Origin of the sequence: Pseudidiomarina halophila, from assembly GCF_003987215.1 — a bacterium.
GTDB lineage: Bacteria > Pseudomonadota > Gammaproteobacteria > Enterobacterales > Alteromonadaceae > Pseudidiomarina > Pseudidiomarina halophila.
Window position 1 is genome coordinate 1,006,601 of sequence record NZ_PIPW01000001.1, and the last position, 19,899, is coordinate 1,026,499.

The window sequence follows — 19,899 nt, forward strand, 5'->3', positions numbered from 1 at the left end:
GTAACGTTGCAATGACGAGTTTTTAAGCATGCCGAGAAAGTTTTTCCAGCGCATCATGCCGGATCACGATGCGATCAAAAACAGTCGCAGTCTAAAAGTATTTGGAAAATTACTGCACGATGCGAATCTTTGGCACCTGAACCGCCGCTCGGCCTCAGGCGCGTTTGCTATTGGCCTATTCTGTGCTTTTATTCCAGTTCCTTTTCAAATGCTGCTAGCCGCTGCAGCAGCGATTCCGTTTCGCGTTAATCTGCCGCTGTCAATTGCCCTGGTCTGGGTATCGAACCCGATCACCATGCCACCCTTATTTTATTTTTGTTATGTGGTGGGTACCTGGATTATCGGTGCACCCTCGCAACCATTTCACTTTGAGCTTTCCTGGCAGTGGCTGGGGCACAGCATCGCCACCATTGGTCCGGCATTTTTACTAGGTTGCCTGGTTCTAGGTACGCTCGCCAGTATTGTCGGCTACTTCGTTATCCGCTTGTTGTGGCGCCAGTCAGTTGTAAGCGCGTGGCGCGCAAGAGCATCGCGAACTAAGCGCTAATTGCTTTCACAACTTCAACCCGGGTTGCCTGCCACGCGGGATACAATGTCGCCAGCAAACTTAACACTAAGGCCACGGCGCACACCCAGACCACATCCAGCGCATGCAACTGAACTGGAATGCGATCAACAAAATAAACATCGCTGGCAAGCAGGGTATTGCCGGTCAAGGATTCCAGCAGTGCCAGCAGTGTTGGCAGGTTCCAGCTCAGCAGGATGCCAGCCACGGCACCAAAGGAAACTCCCAGCAAGCCATTTTGCAGTCCCTGTAAAACAAAAATTTTGACCAGACCACTGCCGCGCATGCCCATGGTGCGCAACACGCCAATATGGCGTTGTTTTTCCTGCACTGTCATTACCAGCGTAGAAACGATATTAAAACAAGCCACCGCTAACACCAGAATTAACACCAGGTACATCACCGTACGTACCATCTGGATATCGCGGTACAAATGACCCTGCGCCCGCATCCAATGATCCAGATACACATAATCGCGCAGCTGGTAACCGATTTCATTGGCAATCCGTTCCGCGGCAAATAACGCACTCACTTCTAATTCGACACCGCTAATGCCGTGCTCCAAACCAGTCAACTCACGGGCAGTAGTAAGGTTTACATAGCCCAGTTGGTGGTCGACCTGGCCACCAAATTTAAAAGTTCCGGCCAATGTCAGAGTCTGCCGTTTGGGCGCCTGAAAACCCTCTTCCGAAGCCACCACCAGAGTCAGTTTATCGCCTTGTGAAAGCTCCAGTCGTTGCGCGAGATCGGCACCGAGAATAATAGCCCCTTCCTGTTCGAGTGCCTGCCAGCTGGCCGGACTCATGTAATCCTGAATCGCATGCTCGCGCATTGGATCAACACCGGTGAGCTGTACCCCAACAAATTCACGACCTTTTTGCACCAGACCCTGGGTTCGGATAACCGGACGTGCACTTACCACTTCCGGGTGCTCAGCAGCTAATTCGAAGATGGCCTCGGGATACTGCAGATGTCCTTCTACCGCCGTAAACTCAATGTGCGGAACCAACTTTAAAAAACGTTGTTGCAGTACATCGGCAAAACCATTCATGACACTCAAACCAGCAATAAAAACAGCGCAGCCTAACGCTATGCCAACGGTGGATGAAGCTGAAATAAAAGACAGAAAACGACTGCGCTCGCGACCCCGTCGAAAGCGTCTGGCTAACTGCCATGCCAACCGCCAACCATGCATCATTTAGCAGCCCCGGCTGTCTGCGGGACAATTTTACCGTGGTGTAACTGCACTTGTTTCGGTAAAGCACGGGCTATTTTCTGATCATGGGTAACGATAACAAAGGCCGTACCAAACTCGCGGTTGAGTTCAAGCATCAGCGCCATCACCTGCCGTGCCGTTTCATCGTCAAGATTGCCGGTAGGTTCATCCGCCAATACCAACGCGGGGTTATTGGCCAATGCCCGGGCGATAGCCACTCGCTGCCGCTCGCCCCCTGAAAGCTCTGCTGGCCGGTGTTGTCCGCGATCCGCAAGACCAACCCGCTGCAGCAGCTGGGTTGCCCGCTGACGCGCCTGGCTGGCGCTTTGCCCGCTGATTAGCAGCGGCATCGCAATATTCTCAAGCGCATTAAATTCCGGCAATAAATGATGAAACTGATAGACAAAACCTAAGTGCTGATTGCGCCAGTCCGCCAGCATCCGGGGGGACCATTTCGCCAGGTCGTTGCCGCGGAACAGGATCTGTCCGGTACTTGGTTTATCCAGTCCGCCCATGCAGTGCAGCAAAGTACTTTTGCCGGAACCTGAGCTACCGACGATCGCCAGCAACTGACCTTCATTAAGTGCTAAATTGACGCCCTGCAGTACTTCCAGGTTATGATTGCCGTCCCAATAACTTTTGCCTACCTGCTCACAGGTCAATAACTCTGTAGCCATAAATTCCTACTCGTAGCGAAGTGCGTGCGCTGGCAGCACATGACTGGCCTGCCAGGCAGGAAACAAAGTTGCCAGAAAGGTCAGCAACAACGCGGCGAAAACCGTCGCACTAACCTGCCAGACATCGACAACCACCGGCAACCCGGCAGGACCGGCAAAACTCAAGTCGACTCCCACCGCGCGTAAAATATCATTGATGAACCGGCTGATTAAAAGTCCCAGACCAAGACCGATTGAGCTGCCAATCACCCCGGTTGTCAGCCCCTGAAACATGATCATACGACGGATTTTATATGGCGCCAGCCCCATGGTATTCAAAATTGCGATATCACTGCGTTTATCCTGTACCACCATCATCAGCGACGAAACGATGTTGAAGGCCGCGACCGCGATGATTAATCCCAGCATCAGGTTTATCATACGTTTTTCCATACTGACTGCGTCGAACAGGTGGCCATAACTTTCCCGCCAGCTCTTAACCTGCAACCCGTCCTGTAGCTCTGCCTGCAACTGGGCCGCGGCAGGCAATGCCTGAAACGGATCAGCAAAGTAGTAGCGTACCCCAGTTACGTGGTTTGGCGCCATCCGCAATATCCGTGCGAGATCGGCACCATTCATGACCACTAAATGCTCATCCGCTTCCGACTGCATTCTTACCACACCAACCACAGTAACCAGCCGCTGTGCCGGCAACAGTCCCAGGGGCGTATAAATTCCCCCTCCTGCGGCAATTAAGCGGATCTTTTGTCCTGGCCAGACGTTCAACTGCTGCGCCAGACTGTAACCCAGCACCACATGATAACTGCCGGCGCGCAGATCGAGTTCGCCCGTGCTTAAATGCTGTCGCAGTGGATGCAACTGAATCGCACTGCCCGGGCTCTCGGGGAAGATACCCTGCACGCTCACTGCCTGTAACTGCTGTTCACTTTGCACCACGCCTTCACTGGTAACCTCAGGCACCACCGCTTGTTGCCCGGACTGTGGAGGAAGCGCTTCGAGCAGACCCTGCCAATCAGCAATACCACCAGTTTCATCAGCCGCCTGAGTCACTTCAAGTTGTGGCACCACACTCAGAATGCGGTTTTTAAGCTCAGCTTCAAAACCGTTCATCACCGAACCAACGATAATCAAGGCTGCCACGCCAAGGATCAAACCGAACAAGGACACCCGTTGAATAAACCGGGTGAATCGCTGACCATAGCGGGCGCGGGTGTAGCGTAAGCCAAGAAATAGAGATAACGGTTGGAACATAATTTTTGCTGTGCGTCTCTGCTGTCAGTGGTCCCTGCACGCGCGCAAGGTTGCGCTGCAAGCATAATGAAATCTGCGCACTGATCCAAGTCGGAGTTTCAGGTATACTTTGAACCACTTGAGAAGTTAACGAAGCAGGACCCATGAGCAAGGCATCGATCCTAACCCCACCACGACCACCATCAGCACGCACAGATATCACCTGGCATGGCCTCGCCGGCAGCAGCATTGCCTATGCGCTGGCACGGCTGATAGACCAGTATGACCGGCCTGTGCTTATTGTCACGCCAGATGCACCGCAGGCGCATCGGCTCGAACATGAGATCAGTTACCTCAGTGCCAAGGGCGATCAGGTGTTGGTATTCCCGGACTGGGAAACTCTGCCGTACGATAGCTTCTCACCCCACCAGGACATTATCTCTGAACGCCTCAGCGTGCTGGCTAAGTTACCCGGTATGCATGACGGTGCCTTGATTGTTTCATTAAATACCCTACTGCATCGCATCTCACCAACGGATTATGTGAGTGGTCAGGCACTGCAGGTAGAAAAAGGACAACAACTCGACGGCCACCGCTTGCGCCAGCGCCTTGAGCGCGCGGGCTACCGGCACGTGAATCAAGTCATGGAGCACGGTGAATTCTGTGCCCGCGGCTCATTACTTGATCTGTATCCGATGGGTAGCACCTCCCCCTATCGGATTGACTTTTTCGACGATGAAGTGGATTCCATCCGCACCTTCGATCCCGATACGCAACTTTCGGCTGCTGAGGTGGATGCCATCGACTTGCTGCCGGCACATGAGTTTCCGACCACGCCAACCGCAATTGAAGGCTTTCGCGCCCGCTACCGTGACTTATTTGACGCCTCTAACGAGCGTGATTCCATCTACTATCAGGTGTCACAGAATCAGTTTCCAGGCGGCATCGAATACTATTTGCCGTTATTTTTTGAAACCACCGCAACCCTGTTCGACTACCTGCCCGAGGACACTTTGTTGGTTACCTTTGGTGATCTGCAGGGCAGTCTTGACCATCTCTGGCATGATATTAATCAGCGCTATGAACAGCGTCGTTACGATCGCTTGCGGCCATTACTGCCGCCGCAGCAGCTGTTTATGCCCGTTGATCAGGTGCATCAGCGCTTCAAAGAGCTGCCACGGGTGCGCGCCTTCGTACCTGACGACAAGCCACAGCCCGGCCGGCAGGAGTTTACCACCGCCACCATCGGTGAGATCGCACTAAATCATCAGCTGAAAGACCCCCTGCAAGCATTACGCAAGAAGCTGACCGAGCTGCACCAGGCCAATTACAAAGTCGTTTTTGTTGCTGAGACCGCAGGCCGACGCGAATCATTGCGTGATTTACTGGCGCCGCTGCAACTGGAAATGCAGGAGCTTGACCATTTAACAGCAATCCATGATCACCCTGCCCGTACTGCGATTACGGTAGGGCCGTTAATCAATTCATTTATCCTGCATGACGCCAAACTAGCCGTCATCACCGAGACCGAGTTACTTGGTAACCGCATTGCTCAGCGCCGCCGCCGTGACCAGAAAGCGACGGTCACCAGTGAACAAATGGTACGTAACCTGGCCGAGCTTCGTGTTGGTCAGCCTTTGGTACACATCGACCATGGTGTGGGTCGCTATCAGGGGCTTCAGACCATTGAAACCGGCGGCATGACCACCGAATTCGTCACTATCGAATATGCCAATAACAGTAAACTTTATGTTCCTGTAGCCTCGCTGCATGTGCTGTCACGTTACAGTGGCGGTGAGGAAGCCAGCGCCCCACTGCACAAACTTGGCAACGACACCTGGGAACGCGCCAAACGCAAAGCCGCGGAAAAAATTCGTGACGTGGCAGCGGAATTGCTCGACGTCTACGCCCGGCGTGAAGCCAAGCCTGGCTACCACTATCAAATGGAACAGAGCGATTACCAACGCTTCGCCAACAGCTTCCCCTTCGAAGAAACGGACGACCAGCAACAGGCCATAGGTGCAGTACTTGCGGACATGCAATCAGACCGTGCCATGGACCGCTTAGTTTGTGGTGACGTTGGTTTTGGCAAAACCGAAGTAGCGATGCGCGCCGCCTTTGTCGCGGTCAATGATGGTAAGCAAGTGGCAGTGCTGGTGCCGACCACCCTGCTGGCTCAGCAGCACTACGAAAACTTTAAGGACCGCTTTGCCGACTGGCCGATCCGGATTGAAGTTCTGTCGCGGTTTAAAACAGCAAAACAAACTCAGCAAATTCTCGCCGATGCGCAAACGGGCAAGATCGATATCGTCATAGGTACCCACAAGCTTCTGCAGGGCACTATCAAATTTAAAGATCTGGGCTTACTGATTGTCGATGAGGAACATCGCTTTGGCGTGCGGCAAAAAGAAGCGATTAAACGACTGCGCTCCGATGTAGATATTCTCACCCTGACCGCTACCCCGATTCCACGCACCTTAAACATGGCCATGAATGGCGTGCGCGATCTCTCGATCATTGCCACCCCGCCGGCCAAGCGTCTGGCGGTGAAAACCTTTGTCCGGGAATATGATGCCCCCACTATTCGCGAAGCAATACTGCGCGAGATTTTACGTGGTGGGCAGGTCTACTTCTTACACAATAATGTCGAGACTATTGAAAAGACCGCCCGTGAACTTGCTGAATTAGTTCCTGAAGCGCGCATCATCACCGCGCACGGCCAAATGCGTGAACGCGAACTGGAACGCATAATGTCAGACTTTTATCATCAGCGCTTTAATGTACTGGTGTGTACCACCATCATTGAAACCGGCATCGATGTTCCCACTGCCAATACCATTATCATGGATCGCGCCGACCATCTGGGATTAGCCCAGATGCACCAGCTCCGCGGCCGGGTGGGACGCTCACACCATCAAGCCTATGCCTATTTGCTTACGCCACATCCGAAACGGATGACCAAGGATGCGCTGAAACGACTGGAAGCTATAGCGCAACTGGAAGATCTGGGCGCTGGCTTCATGCTCGCCACCCATGACCTGGAGATTCGTGGCGCCGGTGAACTGCTGGGTGATGACCAAAGCGGGCAAATCGAAACGATTGGCTTTACTCTTTACATGGAAATGCTGGAGCAGGCGGTACAAGCCTTGCGCGAAGGCAAAGAGCCAGCGCTTGATACCTTGCTGCAAGCACAGAGCGAGGTTGACCTGCGGGTTCCGGCGTTATTGCCCGAACACTATATCGCCGATGTTACGCTGCGTTTGAGTATGTACAAGCGCATTGCCAGTGCCGAATCAGCGGACGACCTGCGGGCACTGCAGGTTGAAATGATTGACCGTTTCGGGCTGTTACCTGACGCCGCGAAAAACTTGATCCGCATTACCGAATTACGCAATCGTGCGGGCCGGTTAGGTATACGAAAGATCGATGGTGGTCCACTGGGGATCAGCATTGAATTTGCCCAGGACACAAAAGTACGACCGGATTTCCTGATTGCGCTGATTCAGAACTCGCCGCAGGATTACCGCCTCGAAGGTCCCGCACGTTTACGTGTTCTTGTTAAAATTGAAGATACTCAAGCACGGCTGAAACTGGTAGAGTCGTTGCTAGATGATTTTGCCGAAAACATGCAGCGTTAAGGATAGAAAAATGGCCGCAGATTCGCTCTGGCAGCGATTACATCAGCTCAGCAAAACGACCCTCGTGCTGGCCGCCGTGATTGGCAGTCAAGCCGCAGTGGCCCAGCAACAGCCAGACCCTGACACCTGGCGCTGGTTCGAAGTCGAAGTTTTGGTTTTTGCTCACACCAATAGCCAACCCGTAGCTGAATCATTCAGCTGGCAAGGTCCGTCTGCGCCGGAAAACGTCCAATACGATTTTTTAACCCACTATTTTGCGCCTGATATTCATCCGGCAATAGTGGCTTTACCTGAATGTAAAGTTCCCGGTGTCATTCCAACCTTCGACCCCGACGCCGTTTTATGTGCCCGACCGCTAGAGCTCAGTCAGTGGTTACCAATGAACTGGCACCGTCCGGAACGCGCCATCGCTTTACTTGATCGCGCCCCTGAACAAGTGGTTGATGGCCCTGGTGGCGACGTAAATAAGGCCACAAATGTCTTCCTAGGACAGGAAAAACAACTGCAATTAAGCGAAATGCGCGAGCAAATTGTCCGTCGTGGGGTTGGCAAACCCTTAATGCATTTGAGCTGGTACCAGCCCGTATTCGGTATTAATCAAAATTATAAAGTGCGCTTATTCGGCGGCGTTAACTATGGCAAAACTTACGCCCCAAGCGGCTACCCTTATGCAACTGACCAAGATGAGTTTTTGGCCTTTGAAGCCGAAGCTGACGCGGACGCAGAAGCCCCGCTTACTAAACGTCTGGCGGAACTCGTACAACTACAGCAGCAGGCAGCGTTACACTTTACCGCGCGTAATGACGACCAGCCACTGGCTCCACCGCCACTACTGCAACGACCGGATACACCAGAGGCGGTGTGGCAGCTCGATGGCACTATGCATATTTATCTGGTCGGCAATTATTTACATATTGCCAGCGATCTCGAATTGCGCGAACCACAGCAGGTGCTATGGCGACCGGCATCTCTTGCAGCGCAAGCGGAACAGGCACTGCAGGGCGATAACAGTGGAACCTTCTTACGCAGCTTCAATTTAGAGCAACTGCGGCGGGTGATCAGTCATGAAACCCATTATTTTGATCACCCGAAACTCGGACTCGTAGTACAAATACGACGCACCGACCTCTCCGCCCCTCGCTTTTAGTTGCCGGCGGAGGACCATTGTAATGGAAAAATACGAAGAGCTGTTACTGGCATTGCGCAAGGTTATTCGCGCCACGGATCTGTATTCCAAGCAACTGCATAAATCTACCGGACTAACAGCTCCGCAATTGCTTATTTTGCGCGAAGTTGCGCTGGCCCCTTCAGGAATTACAGCAAGTGCAGTGGCGCAGAATATTACCTTGAGCCCCGCTACTGTCAGTAATGTTATTGATCGGCTGGAGCAACGGCAGCTCATCCACCGTGAGCGTAGCACTCAGGACAGACGCCGGGTGGTACTTTCCCTGACACCACAGGGAGCGGAACGTTTAAGCGCCGCCCCCCGCCCGTTGCAGGAAGATTTTATCAACAAGTTTCAGGCCCTCGCGGATTGGGAACAATCACAATTACTTGCAGCCATGCAGCGCATCGCTGCCATGATGGATGCCGAACGGCTTGATGCCGCGGACGTTTTAGAAGTAGGAACCTATGCAAAACACCATTTCCCCCAAGATGATTAAACTAAGCTTCCCGTGGGCCGCACTGCTGGCGTTGAGCCTGAGCGCTTGCACAACCAACCCGACCCCGGCTCAGGTCGCAACGGCGCCACAATGTGAGGCCTCGGTGAGTATCGCAGCTGTGCAAGGCGAGGCTATGCAGTCACCGTTAGTTGGCCAGGAGGTGGTGGTTATAGGTACTGTTACTGCAGCCTGGCAGCAGCCCGACCAACTTGGCGGTTTTTTCATCCAGCAAACCATTGGTGATGCCAGTGCCGGACTTTTCGTCCAGGCCAGCACTCCCCAGGTGACGGCCGGGGACCTTGTTGAAGTCTCCGGTGTTGTGGGCGAACAGCAACAACTGACGCAACTCGATAACGTAAGTTCTGTCCGCAACTGCGGACAAACAGAGTTACCGCAGCCACGCGAGCTGAGGTTGCCTGTCGCTGATAAAGCCATCTTTGAGCAGCTCGAAGGTCAGTACGTTCAGCTACCACAGCAACTCGTAGTCAACGGCACCTATCTGCTGGGCCGCCATGGTAGTTTCGATGTTGCCAATGAGCGCCTCTATACACCGACTCAGGTCGTTGCACCGGGCGCACCCGCGCGGGCTTATGCCACTGCGAATGAATTGAAGCGCTTGCTTATTGACGACAATCAGGCGCCCAATCCGGCAAGCGTCCCGTATCCAGCGCCGCAACTGGCCGCCGGCAATAGTTTACGTAGTGGTGATGAGGTGTCGAATGTGGTCGGCATCCTCAGTGAATTCAACGGCAGCTACCGCATCCAGCCGACTGCGCAACTTGAGTTTCATAACACCAACCCGCGTCCACTCGCCCCAGTTCGTAGCGACGATTCCAGTGTACTGCGTGTGGCTACCTTCAACGTGCTGAATTATTTTAACGGTGAAGGCTCTGAGCGCACGTTCCCAACCGAACGCGGAGCGGAAACTGCAGCTGGCTTCGCCCGTCAGGAAGCTAAAATTATTGCCGCGTTAGCGGCGCTGGATGCTGATGTTGTCGGTCTGATGGAGATCGAGAATGACGGCTACGGTGAGCACAGTGCAATTGTCAGACTGACCGAACAGTTGCGCGCTAAAACTGGCGCGCCCTGGCAGTTCGTACAAGCTGCAGAACAAGGTTTTGGCGGCGCAGCCATTACCAATGGTCTGATTTATCGCAGTGATCGGGTAACGCCATTAGGCAAGCCGCTAACCATTACCAAAGGTCCTTTCAGTAACCGCAGCCGCTATCCCCTGATTCAGCGCATGCAAGCTGAAGGTACTGAAGAAGCGTTCGTCGTTGCGGTGAATCATTTCAAATCCAAAGGCTCTTGCCCGCGTGAAGCGGACCATCCAAATGCCAATCAAAATGATGGACAGGCCTGCTGGAACGCAGCCCGGGTTGAGTCGGCGCAACTCCTCGTTGAGTTTATGGAAACTGAGCCGCTACTGGCGCGCACCCCAGCTCAAATTCTGCTCGGCGATTTTAACGCTTATGCTAAAGAAGATCCTATGACCCTGATGGAGGATGCCGGGTACCATAACCGGGTCGAGCATTTCGAGCCATCAGGCTACTCTTACGTTTATGATGCACAGGCCGGAAGTCTTGATCATTTATTGGTTTCAGCTGCTTTACATGGTCGCGTCCTCAATCAACAGCATTGGCTGATCAACGCCGATGAGCCGCCAGCGCTAAGCTATAGAGGTTACCAGCAGAACCCTGACTGGTTCGCAGTCAATCCTTACCGTTCATCAGATCATGACCCGATCATCGCCGATATACAATTTTAACTGATCCGCTTGTCACATCTTAGTGTCCTGTTGCATCTTATAGCGTAGATACGTTGCAACAGGATGCGCATGGCTAAAATAGGATTTGCTCAATCAGTTCCCGCAGGTACCGTGAAAGGCGCGCAACGCGGCCGTCGTGACTGCCAGCGGGTGATTTTTGAGACTTACCAACCCGCCGTGCAGCGTCTGCTTCACGGTATGTCCCGCGATGCTGAATTGGCACGCGACCTTACCCAGGATGTATTTATCCAGGCGTTTGACAAGCTGATGCAACTGCGCGACGCAAGTGCGCTCGGAGGCTGGCTGAAGCAGCTGACAGTGAATACCGCTCTGTCACACTTTCGTAAGCCACATCATCTTGCCGTGGCAGAACACGAAGAGTTGAACCTGGACGCCCAGGACTGGCTTAGTCAGAGCGATTGGTTGCAGCAACTCAACAACATCGAACAACTGCTCGCAGTATTAGACGACCATGAGCATCAACTGGTGTGGTTGTATTTGATTGAAGGTTACAGTCACGATGAACTGGCCGAAAAGTTTGCCATCAATGCAGCAACAGTGCGCCAACGCTACCATCGGGCTTTAAAGAAATTACGTGAGAGGAGTCAGTCATGAAAGCTGCTAAGCATCAGTCGGAACTAACAGCCGCTGAGCGGGCCTTGCAGGAACGCCTCAAGGACTATGCGGAGCCCATTCAGCCAGTAACCTGGCAAGAGATAAGCGCTCGCCAGCAGGCAACAATAGTTGATCAGACACCTCGTCGCCGCTGGCCGCTCTGGCTTGCACCCGTTGCAGCTGCAGCAGCAGTGGCTTGGTTATGGGTGTTACAACCACAACAAATAACTCAGCCGACGGTCTACGACACACCGATGTTACTTGCCAGCAACTACAGTCTGGATGCGCTCGATCGCCAATTACAACAGGCTTATATTCAAAATGCCGATGAAGCGCGAATCAATGAACTTTGGCAGCAACGTGAGCGACTCACGGCACAGGAGATACAGTAATGAATAAGTTTCAGGTTCTAACCTTAAGTGGCGCTTTAGCACTGGGGCTGATGGGCTCCGGAGCAAGCTTTGCGCAAGAACAGGAAGCCCGGGATCATGCCAGAGCGGCCGCTGTGGCTGCCGCTAAAGCGGAAGGTAAAGCTGAATCGGTCACCCTGGAGGAGCCGACGCGGAGTTACTTTGACTGGGGCGCAATACTTAATCCAGACGGCCGGGTAATGTCGGTACGCAGTGATTCAGTAGCGCAAGAAATGGGTATTGAGGTTGGCGATCACATTTTGAAAATTGACGACCAGGTATTAGCTGAACAATCCCTGCAGGATTTAGTGAGCTATCTCGAAACACTGGAACATGATCACAGCTTTACTGTAACAGTGCAGCGCAACGGCCAGAAGAAAACCTTATCCGGACGTGTGAAAGCAACCGTGATCCCCGGCTGGCGACTTGAGGTCGATGTGGCGCAAACCGTTATTGATAAAGCAGATGAAGCAAGCTGTGGTCGCGTTAGTGTATTTGTGACACCACCGCAGGCACGGGATTTATACCCCGCTTATTTCGTCCGTATCGATGATGATAATGTACTTACCCGTCGCCCTATTGTGAAGTTGTCACCGGGCAAACATACGGTGGAGATACACGAGCTGATCGATGATCCCTGGGTACGCCGCTCACGCAGCATCAATCATCCTAAGAGTATTGAAATTGATGTCGAAGCCGACACTACCTATTACCTCGCTGCGCGCTTCGTGCGCGACAAACGCCTCAGTACCGTCAACGAAGAGTACTGGGAGCCGGTGGTCTGGCGCGAAGTCGAGCAAGAGTGTGAAAGTAATTAAAGCACAGAAATATAAAAGGGCAGCTCAGCTGCCCTTTTTGTTGCGCTAACTTACTTCGCGGACTTACTTTGCAGAATCTTCCAGCAAGTTCAGCGATTTGCCGATTTCGATTTTCCGAGGTTTCATCGCCTCCGGAATAACCTTCTCAAGGCCTACGGTTAACAGACCGTTTTCCATTTTCGCGCCTTTCACTTCAACATGATCAGCCAGGTTGAATTTGCGCTCGAAGCTACGGAAGCCAATCCCCTTGTGCAGGTATTGCCGTTCTTCGTTTTCATCTTCCTTGCGGCCCTGGATTTTCAGCATGCCATTCTCGACTTCGATGCTGAGTTCGTCATCGGAAAAACCAGCTACGGCCAGCGTAATAGCGTAGCGATTCTCGCCAATAACTTCGATATTATAGGGAGGATAGCCGCCTGCTGCGTTGCCGTCCGCGCGCATTGCGGAGTCCAGCAAACGTGCCATGCGATCAAATCCAATGCTACTACGGTAAAGTGGTGATAAATCTATAGTTGCCATAATCATTCTCCTTTGGAAGCAATGTTTAGTTGTATCGGGACTCTCTCTGAGACGTCTCCGACACTTAATAAATAGTGCCACTAATTTACTTTTCAAGAGTTCATCGCAAAACAATTTGCATCCATCTTGTGTCATGCGCATGTCACCTTCGCTATGGTATCATCCGCCCCATCTGACCGATTTCGTCATCATTTTGTTTAGGAGTATGGATAGTGTTTCGTCGTACCTTATTGATTGCCAGTATGGGAATGTTTTTAAGTGCTTGCGGGCAAAATTCAGCGACTTCCGCGAAAGTCGAGCAAGCAAAAACCCCCTCTGCACCGCCGAACATTATCTTTCTGATTGGTGATGGTATGGGCTTCGAATTCATTTCAGCCTATCGTTACGCGCTAAGCCAACCTGGCCAAGCGCTGGCAGCGACACCTTTTGATGAGATGCTGGTTGGTGCGGCAACAACCTATCCGGACGATGATACCTGGGTCACTGACTCAGCAGCGAGCGCTACGGCTCTGGCAACAGGCGTGAAAAGCTATAACGGTGCCATCGGTGTTGATAGTGAGCAGCATCCGCAACAAACTATGATGGAAAAAGCCCGCGAGTTGGGTTGGCACACTGGTGCCATCTCAACGTCACAAGTGACCCACGCCACGCCAGCTTCGTTTTTCACCCATCACCCGTCACGGCAGATGTATAACGAAATTGCCGACTCCTTTGCCAGCACTAAGTTTGGTGACAAGTGGAGTTTCGATGTGCTGTTGGGTGGTGGTATGAGTTACTTTAACCGCGCCGACAAAAACTGGTTACCTGAGCTGTCCCAACAGGGTATGCACATCGTCACTGACTATCAGCAATTAGCAAACACACAAGAACTACCCGTGCTGGGCCTGTTTGCCCCGGTGGCGCTGCCCTACGCGATAGATGCCCAACCACGTCTGGCACAGCTGACCCGGAATGCCTTACGTTTGCTAGGTGAGGCTCAGGCAGAAAGCGGCAAGCCCTTTGCCCTGATGATTGAAGGCAGCAAAATTGACTGGTGCGGGCACGCGAACGATATCGCCTGTGCGATTGGCGAAGTTAACGACTTTGCTCAGGCACTGCAAGTCGCTAAAGACTTTCAGCAGGAACATCCTAACACCTTGATTGTAGTCACAGCAGACCACTCTACCGGCGGCCTCACTTTGGGTCAGGGTGGTGTCTATGAATGGCATTCTGATCGCGTCATGGCGATCGAGAATTCACTCGAGGTGCTGGTTCCGGAATTGCTGACACGTTCACGTGATCAGTGGCGTGATTATCTGCAACCGCGTTTGAATCTTCCGATGAGCGACGCGCAGTGGCAACAACTGCTCGAGATTGAACTTGCCGGTAGTTTAGATCGCAGTGCGCATGAAAAGATCCTGGAAAAAGCTCTGGTCGCCTTAATCAGCGAAGTCACCCGCACCGGCTGGACGACGACTGGCCACACCGCTGTGGATGTGCCCATTATGGCAACGGGTCCTTACGCGGAGCAACTGCGTGGCTATAAAGACAATACCGAGATCGGTAAGTTATTGCTGCAAATCGTGCGTTAGCACGACTTGCAGCCGCAAGGATCAAGCGTGCCAGTCAAGCTCTCTGGCACGCTGCGCAGCCATTGCCGGAACGTCCGTCTTCACAAAGTGATGATGCATGATCTGCACCCCCAGCATGTGATTAATAACAGCATCTAACTGGACCTTCTCGTCAATACTGACTTCATCGGATTCGTGTTTTGCAAAGGTGCGTTGCACCTCCTCAAAGTCAAGTAACCCAGCCTCTTCAACCGCCTCTTTTGAAAGGAACTGCTCGGCCAGCTTTTCCACCGCTTTCCATTTCTTCGGATCGGTGTGTGCCGGCGGTGCCATAAAGGCGAATTTTTCACGTTTATAGAGAGTTTCTGGTAACAATCCTTTCATCGCTTCGCGCAATACGTACTTCTCTTTATTACCTTTAATACGCAAATGTGGCGGCACGGTGAACGCATATTCGGCGAGGTGATGATCAAGAAACGCCGGACGTGCTTCCATTGAGTTAGCCATATCGACGCGATCCCCACCCCAGGTCAGGATTTGCCCTTCGAGCATGGTTTTGATCCAGACGTACTGGGCACGATCCAGTGGATGCCGTCCGATAAGCATGTCTTCATCAAGGGTATCAGCAATGGCTTTACCCGGATCATAATCTTCCACCGCGCTACGACGGTCTTTGGCGATCAGTGGCAAAGCAACACTGGAGACAGACAACCACGGCTGCACACAGCTAGGGGTAAAGCCCATCTTGGTATTAAATGCTGCGCTGACATACTCTTCGCGCGCCAGCATGGCGCCTTTAACCAGCTTATTGTTCTTTTCCAGTAGCTCCTGCCAGGCTTTCCGCTCACCTTCAGGAAGATGATCAAGACCGTGCAGGAACATGTCTTTACGAAACGCAGGATAGCCGGCGAACAACTCATCAGAGCCCTCGCCAGTTAACACAACTTTATAGTCGGCCTGATTTACTTGCTGACTCATCAGGTATTTAGCTACGCCCAGGGTGTTATAAATCGTGCGCTCGGTGTGCCAGATGGTTTTCACGAAATGATCGTATAAATCATCCGCATTCAATCGCATGATATGATGATCTGCGCCAGTCGCCTCAGCCATTTCCTGCGCGATTGGGGTTTCATCGTATTCGCTCGAGTCAAAACCTATGGTGAAGGCTTTTACTGAGGTCTGGGTTCCTGCCGCAGATAAACCTAGAATTGCGCAGGAGTCGATACCGCCGGACAGATAACAGCCAACCGGCACGTCCGCCGTTAAACGGTGTTGCACCGCCTCCAGCAAATGCTTGCGGACACCGTCGATGTACGGCTGTTCATCGACTTCATCGCCAGGATACTCACTTTCCTGAGGGAAGTTCACATCCCAGTATTTAATTTCAGAAAGCTCAAGTTTACCTTCTTTGCGTTGCACTTTTACCACATGTCCCGGTGGCACCTGATGAATACCTTCAAAAGCGGTTGAGCCTGGCACCATCACTTGAATCAACTGATGAAACAGCCCTTCCGAAGAGAACTTGCGCTTCACTGACGGGTGCGCGAACAGTACTTTCAATTCTGAACCGAAGACCACGCCCTCATCGGTATGGGTGTAATACAAAGGTTTGACACCAAAACGATCCCGCACCAGATACATACTGTCTTCTTTCTGGTCATAAAGACCAAAGGCAAACTCACCGCGTAAGTGCTTCAAAGTCTCTTCAAGCCCCTCGCGTTGATACAGATGCATGACTATTTCAGAGTCACTCTTGGTACGAAAACGCGCGCCCTGTGCAGTTAAGTCGGCACGGATACGTTTGAAGTCATAAAATTCGCCGTTATGCGCGAGCATTAAGTTCCCGTCTGCGGAAACGAACGGCTGACGCGCGCGCTCTTCGTTTAAATCGATGATGGTCAGCCGGGCATGGCTGAACCCCACACCCGTGTTATCTACAATTTTATAGCCAAAACCATCAGGACCGCGGTGGTGCATGATAGCGGCCATGTTAACGAGTGTTTGCGCATCTGGCGTTTCGCTCGGGCGCTGATTAAAAATTCCTGCAATACCACACATTTTGCTTAATCCTCGTAAGTTTTATACTACATCCATCACGCGTTCTGCGCGTTCGACCATACAGGTAAGCAACGCCATGCGCAGAAAAACTGCGCCACGAGCCTGGCTGAAATACCAGTTGTGCGAGGTATGATCGAGTGCTGTCGATAGCTCCTCACCACGCGCTAATGGATGAAGAATAATTGCGTCTTCCTTAAGGGGCGACTTTTCGGTTAAATGGAAGGCATCACCATAGGTACTGAAGGTATCGCCTTCCCACGAAATCGCGTTGATATAGACAATGTCAAGTTCCGGCAGAACGTCGTCAAGTTCAGTTTCTGTGCGAACACTGAGTCCCCGCGCCTCAAGTTCTTCGCGTTGGCCATTATCAAATAGATCGTCGGAACTGGCTTCATCATGAATAATGACCAGTTCGTCTACCGCATGCGGAAATACCGACAAACATTTTAAGAAGCTACGTATGGTGCGCATTTTACTGGGCACGCCAATAATTCCGATCTTCACCTTCTCGTTGGATTCTGGATCAACCAACTCGGGTCGCCATTTGAATATGGCATACATATCGGCAAGCGCCTGGGTAGGATGTTCATCAATGCCGTTGCCGGCATTGATAATAGGTATGCGCAAGGCATCCATCATCTCAAATAATGAGTTTTCATTGTTGTCACGTAGTACCACGCAATCGCCATAATTGTTGAACATTTCGGCGACATCAGCCAGACACTCACCTTTGGCGATGCCGGTAGTCGAGCGATCGGTAATCGACATAATGTCACCACCGAGGCGGTGCCAGGCACTCTCGAACGATAACCGCGTGCGTGTACTTGGCTCATAAAAGGCACTGATCAGAATTTTATTCTGCAGCGGCGAATTAAAGCGTTTCGGGTTGCTTTCAATTTTTGCAGCTAACCTGAACAACTGCTTCATGGTGTTTTGATCAAACTGATCACCGGAAACAATGTGCTGCTTGGCAAGCTTAACTAAAAAATCGCCGTCTTCCTGAATTGCCCTAAGCAACGCTTTTGGATGCGCATCCCCATAGACATCAGGACGTTCACGTTCAAACGAAACGTCATTTATGTTCATATTGAATTACCATATTTGTTTAGAAATGAAATCTTTTAGCCAGAGCCCAATCAGGATCACCGGAGCACATGCAGTCAACACTAAGCAAACCACCACAAGGGTGCTAAATGCAGTTAAACTCATGCTCATGCTGAGTGCTCCTCTTGTTCATCCAATTGCTGCCAATCAAATTGCCGCTTACTTAATAATAGTCCCAAACCACAGATAACGGCGGAAACAATGCACGACAATAACGCGGCCACATAAAAACCGATAATAAAATAGCCGGCCAGACCACTAAGTGTACCCAACGTCATTGCCGCCGCTGCGTATTTGCCACTTAGCCCCCGATGATAAAGACCCAACACAATAGGAAAAATGGTGCTGGCAACAAAAGCACCGGCAAAATTAAGCAGCGCGCCCAAAGTCGCAATTTGGGGCAGACAGAACAACCAGGTCAACACACCGAGTCCCAGAATGCTGTACCGGTTGAAGTGCATTAAATGTTTATCACCGGCGTCGGGTTTGAGTTTCTTATGGTAGATATCACGGGTGACTAAATCGGATGTTGCCGCCAGTAATGAGTCCAGACTTGAGGCCAGTGCCGAAAACACCACTATGAAGACCACCACGGCCCCGGCTTTACCCAACACTTCTGCAGCAACCATCGGCCCCACCATGTCGGCGCTTGGCGGAAAAATACCCAGCTGCGGCGCTGCCAGCGCAATGAAGCCGGTGACGATCGGTATGGGCAACCATAATAAACCACCAAGTAAGTAGGCTTTAAAGGCCACGCTACCTTTAAACGCCAGCGCACGCGACCACCACACATTAGAATGGAATATTTCGCCGAGCCCGAAAAATATATTGTTAAATAAGAACATGATCGCCGCAGGAAAGAGTAAATCAAGCAGTTGCGGATGGTTGTTCTGCACTTCGGTATGAATCGACTCGAGACTCACGGTATCAATCAAGAACCACGCAATCAGTGCCACACCGAGAATAATGATTAACGCTTGAATAAAGTCAGTCGCAATTACCGCTCGCAGGCCGCCGAAGAGCGTATAGCCTACACAAATGATCAAAATAGAAGTCATGCCAATATGGTAATCAAGACCGCTTAAGGCCTCTAACAGGATGCCACCCGCCATACCCAGGCTGACTAACCAGCCAAACGCATAAACCACAGAAATAATGATAAAGGCCCACCAGGCTGGCTGACCGTAGCGCAACCGCACAAAGTCGCCGGAGGTATAACCGTTAGGCATTAACCGCTTGATCCGGGCCGCCAGCGGTGCGAACAGAATCAGCCCCAGAGCAGCGAATGAATAGCCAACCATGCCCCAGATGCCAAACTGGTAGGTAAGCTGTGGCGCTACCAGCGTTGTGTTACTGGTGACCCAGGTCGCCATAGCCGTCGCCGATGCCAGGGCAAAGCCGACATTCCTGCCGGCCAGAGCAAAGTCTTCATGGGTTTTATTAGCGCGTCCGAGATACCAGCCAAATAGCACCCAGGCCAGGCCAAATATCACAACCAATGTGAGTCCTAAGGTGCTTGAAAGTGCAAAGCCACTGGTTTCAGTCATGCTTCACCTTTGCGGTTGAGTCGTGACGGTGGCGGCGATGCAAGGTAACGATCATCACCACAAGCAAGGTAAATAGCGCCAGCCCGGTAAAAAATAAACTATATGCCTGCCAACGCGGGTAGTGCTTAACCTTAACAGAGATCACGTTACTGGAGATTTCAGCACTTGGTTTCAGACGGAAATAATAATCGCCATCACTAAAGCCCGTCAGAGTCATTTTTTCAAAGTCACCAAACCAGGCGAACTCGGTGCTAATTTCACTGAAATCACGGACTGTACTTTGCTGAACGATCATTCCCGGCTGGGGGACCTGATCAAGCTCGACCACGAAGTAACCTTCGCGACTGGTTTCCTGAGCAGATAAGGTGAAATGGGTTTTGCTATCTTGCGCACCAGCGGGCCGCGCCAGCAGCGTGATGAGAAACAACAGAGCGATTTGACTAATAAAGCCGTAACGTTTCGGCACGATTCCTTCCTATAGCTCTTTGTTTCTAGGCTAGCAAGCTAACAAAATCATTGC

17 protein-coding genes are annotated in these 19,899 nt (G+C 51.9%); 9 read left to right on the forward strand and 8 right to left on the reverse strand.

The features are described 5' to 3' along the window. Positions 1-28 precede the first annotated feature (28 nt). A complete protein-coding gene (locus CWI69_RS04780; protein ID WP_126762362.1) occupies positions 29-547 on the forward strand; it encodes a DUF2062 domain-containing protein in 519 nt (172 codons plus the stop codon). On the opposite strand, the gene CWI69_RS04785 is transcribed toward CWI69_RS04780, so the two are convergent. From CWI69_RS04785 to CWI69_RS04795, 3 genes are read right to left on the reverse strand one after another with little or no spacing between them, the layout of a single operon-like run. After that, entirely contained in the window at positions 537-1,763 is a 1,227-nt protein-coding gene (locus CWI69_RS04785) for a lipoprotein-releasing ABC transporter permease subunit (protein ID WP_241971028.1), read from the reverse strand. The genes CWI69_RS04780 and CWI69_RS04785 overlap by 11 nt on opposite strands. Continuing rightward, the gene (lolD, locus tag CWI69_RS04790) at positions 1,760-2,458 is read right to left on the reverse strand and encodes a lipoprotein-releasing ABC transporter ATP-binding protein LolD (protein WP_126762364.1); all 699 of its coding nucleotides are present in this window, start codon (positions 2,456-2,458) and stop codon (positions 1,760-1,762) included. The genes CWI69_RS04785 and lolD overlap by 4 nt, the downstream gene beginning before the upstream one ends. Before the next feature lie 6 nt (positions 2,459-2,464). Beyond that, positions 2,465-3,709: a lipoprotein-releasing ABC transporter permease subunit gene (locus tag CWI69_RS04795; protein WP_126762366.1), complete on the reverse strand. Its 1,245-nt coding sequence runs from the start codon at positions 3,707-3,709 to the stop codon at positions 2,465-2,467. Positions 3,710-3,852: 143 nt separating this feature from the next. On the opposite strand from CWI69_RS04795, the gene mfd reads away from it, so the two are divergent. From mfd to CWI69_RS04830, 7 genes are all read left to right on the forward strand, one after another. Next, the gene (gene mfd / locus CWI69_RS04800) at positions 3,853-7,326 is read left to right on the forward strand and encodes a transcription-repair coupling factor (protein ID WP_126762368.1); all 3,474 of its coding nucleotides are present in this window, start codon (positions 3,853-3,855) and stop codon (positions 7,324-7,326) included. 10 nt (positions 7,327-7,336) lie between these two features. Then, complete coding sequence (locus CWI69_RS04805; protein ID WP_157984240.1) at positions 7,337-8,473, forward strand: CsiV family protein; 1,137 nt, start codon at positions 7,337-7,339, stop codon at positions 8,471-8,473. Between the two features lie 22 nt (positions 8,474-8,495). Continuing rightward, entirely contained in the window at positions 8,496-8,990 is a 495-nt protein-coding gene (locus CWI69_RS04810; protein ID WP_126762371.1) for a MarR family winged helix-turn-helix transcriptional regulator, read from the forward strand. Continuing rightward, positions 8,959-10,758 (forward strand): ExeM/NucH family extracellular endonuclease, encoded by a 1,800-nt coding sequence (locus tag CWI69_RS04815; RefSeq protein WP_126762374.1) that lies wholly within the window; start codon positions 8,959-8,961, stop codon positions 10,756-10,758. The genes CWI69_RS04810 and CWI69_RS04815 overlap by 32 nt, the downstream gene beginning before the upstream one ends. Positions 10,759-10,827: 69 nt before the next feature. Continuing rightward, positions 10,828-11,373 carry an RNA polymerase sigma factor gene (locus tag CWI69_RS04820; RefSeq protein WP_157984241.1) on the forward strand — a complete coding sequence of 182 codons (546 nt, stop codon included), beginning with the start codon at positions 10,828-10,830 and terminating at the stop codon, positions 11,371-11,373. Further along, positions 11,370-11,765, forward strand: a complete 396-nt coding sequence (locus CWI69_RS04825) for a hypothetical protein (protein WP_126762378.1) — start codon at positions 11,370-11,372, stop codon at positions 11,763-11,765. The genes CWI69_RS04820 and CWI69_RS04825 overlap by 4 nt, the downstream gene beginning before the upstream one ends. After that, a complete protein-coding gene (locus CWI69_RS04830) occupies positions 11,765-12,601 on the forward strand; it encodes a PDZ domain-containing protein (protein ID WP_126762380.1) in 837 nt (278 codons plus the stop codon). Before CWI69_RS04825 ends, CWI69_RS04830 begins: the two co-directional genes overlap by 1 nt. A gap of 63 nt (positions 12,602-12,664) precedes the next feature. Here CWI69_RS04830 and CWI69_RS04835 read toward each other — a convergent pair whose 3' ends face one another. Continuing rightward, positions 12,665-13,120, reverse strand: a complete 456-nt coding sequence (locus CWI69_RS04835) for an Hsp20 family protein (protein ID WP_126762382.1) — start codon at positions 13,118-13,120, stop codon at positions 12,665-12,667. Between the two features lie 212 nt (positions 13,121-13,332). Here CWI69_RS04835 and CWI69_RS04840 point away from each other — a divergent pair, with 212 nt between their 5' ends. Further along, the gene (locus tag CWI69_RS04840; protein WP_241971029.1) at positions 13,333-14,691 is read left to right on the forward strand and encodes an alkaline phosphatase; all 1,359 of its coding nucleotides are present in this window, start codon (positions 13,333-13,335) and stop codon (positions 14,689-14,691) included. A 21-nt stretch (positions 14,692-14,712) separates the two neighbouring features. Here CWI69_RS04840 and asnB read toward each other — a convergent pair whose 3' ends face one another. From asnB to CWI69_RS04860, 4 genes are all read right to left on the reverse strand, one after another. Then, positions 14,713-16,728 (reverse strand): asparagine synthase (glutamine-hydrolyzing), encoded by a 2,016-nt coding sequence (gene asnB, locus CWI69_RS04845; RefSeq protein WP_126762384.1) that lies wholly within the window; start codon positions 16,726-16,728, stop codon positions 14,713-14,715. A 21-nt stretch (positions 16,729-16,749) separates the two neighbouring features. Beyond that, a complete protein-coding gene (locus tag CWI69_RS04850; RefSeq protein WP_126762386.1) occupies positions 16,750-17,814 on the reverse strand; it encodes an aspartate/ornithine carbamoyltransferase family protein in 1,065 nt (354 codons plus the stop codon). Between the two features lie 125 nt (positions 17,815-17,939). After that, positions 17,940-19,379: a sodium:solute symporter family protein gene (locus tag CWI69_RS04855; protein WP_126762388.1), complete on the reverse strand. Its 1,440-nt coding sequence runs from the start codon at positions 19,377-19,379 to the stop codon at positions 17,940-17,942. Continuing rightward, the gene (locus tag CWI69_RS04860) at positions 19,372-19,845 is read right to left on the reverse strand and encodes a hypothetical protein (RefSeq protein WP_126762390.1); all 474 of its coding nucleotides are present in this window, start codon (positions 19,843-19,845) and stop codon (positions 19,372-19,374) included. The genes CWI69_RS04855 and CWI69_RS04860 overlap by 8 nt, the downstream gene beginning before the upstream one ends. Positions 19,846-19,899: the final 54 nt, after the last annotated feature.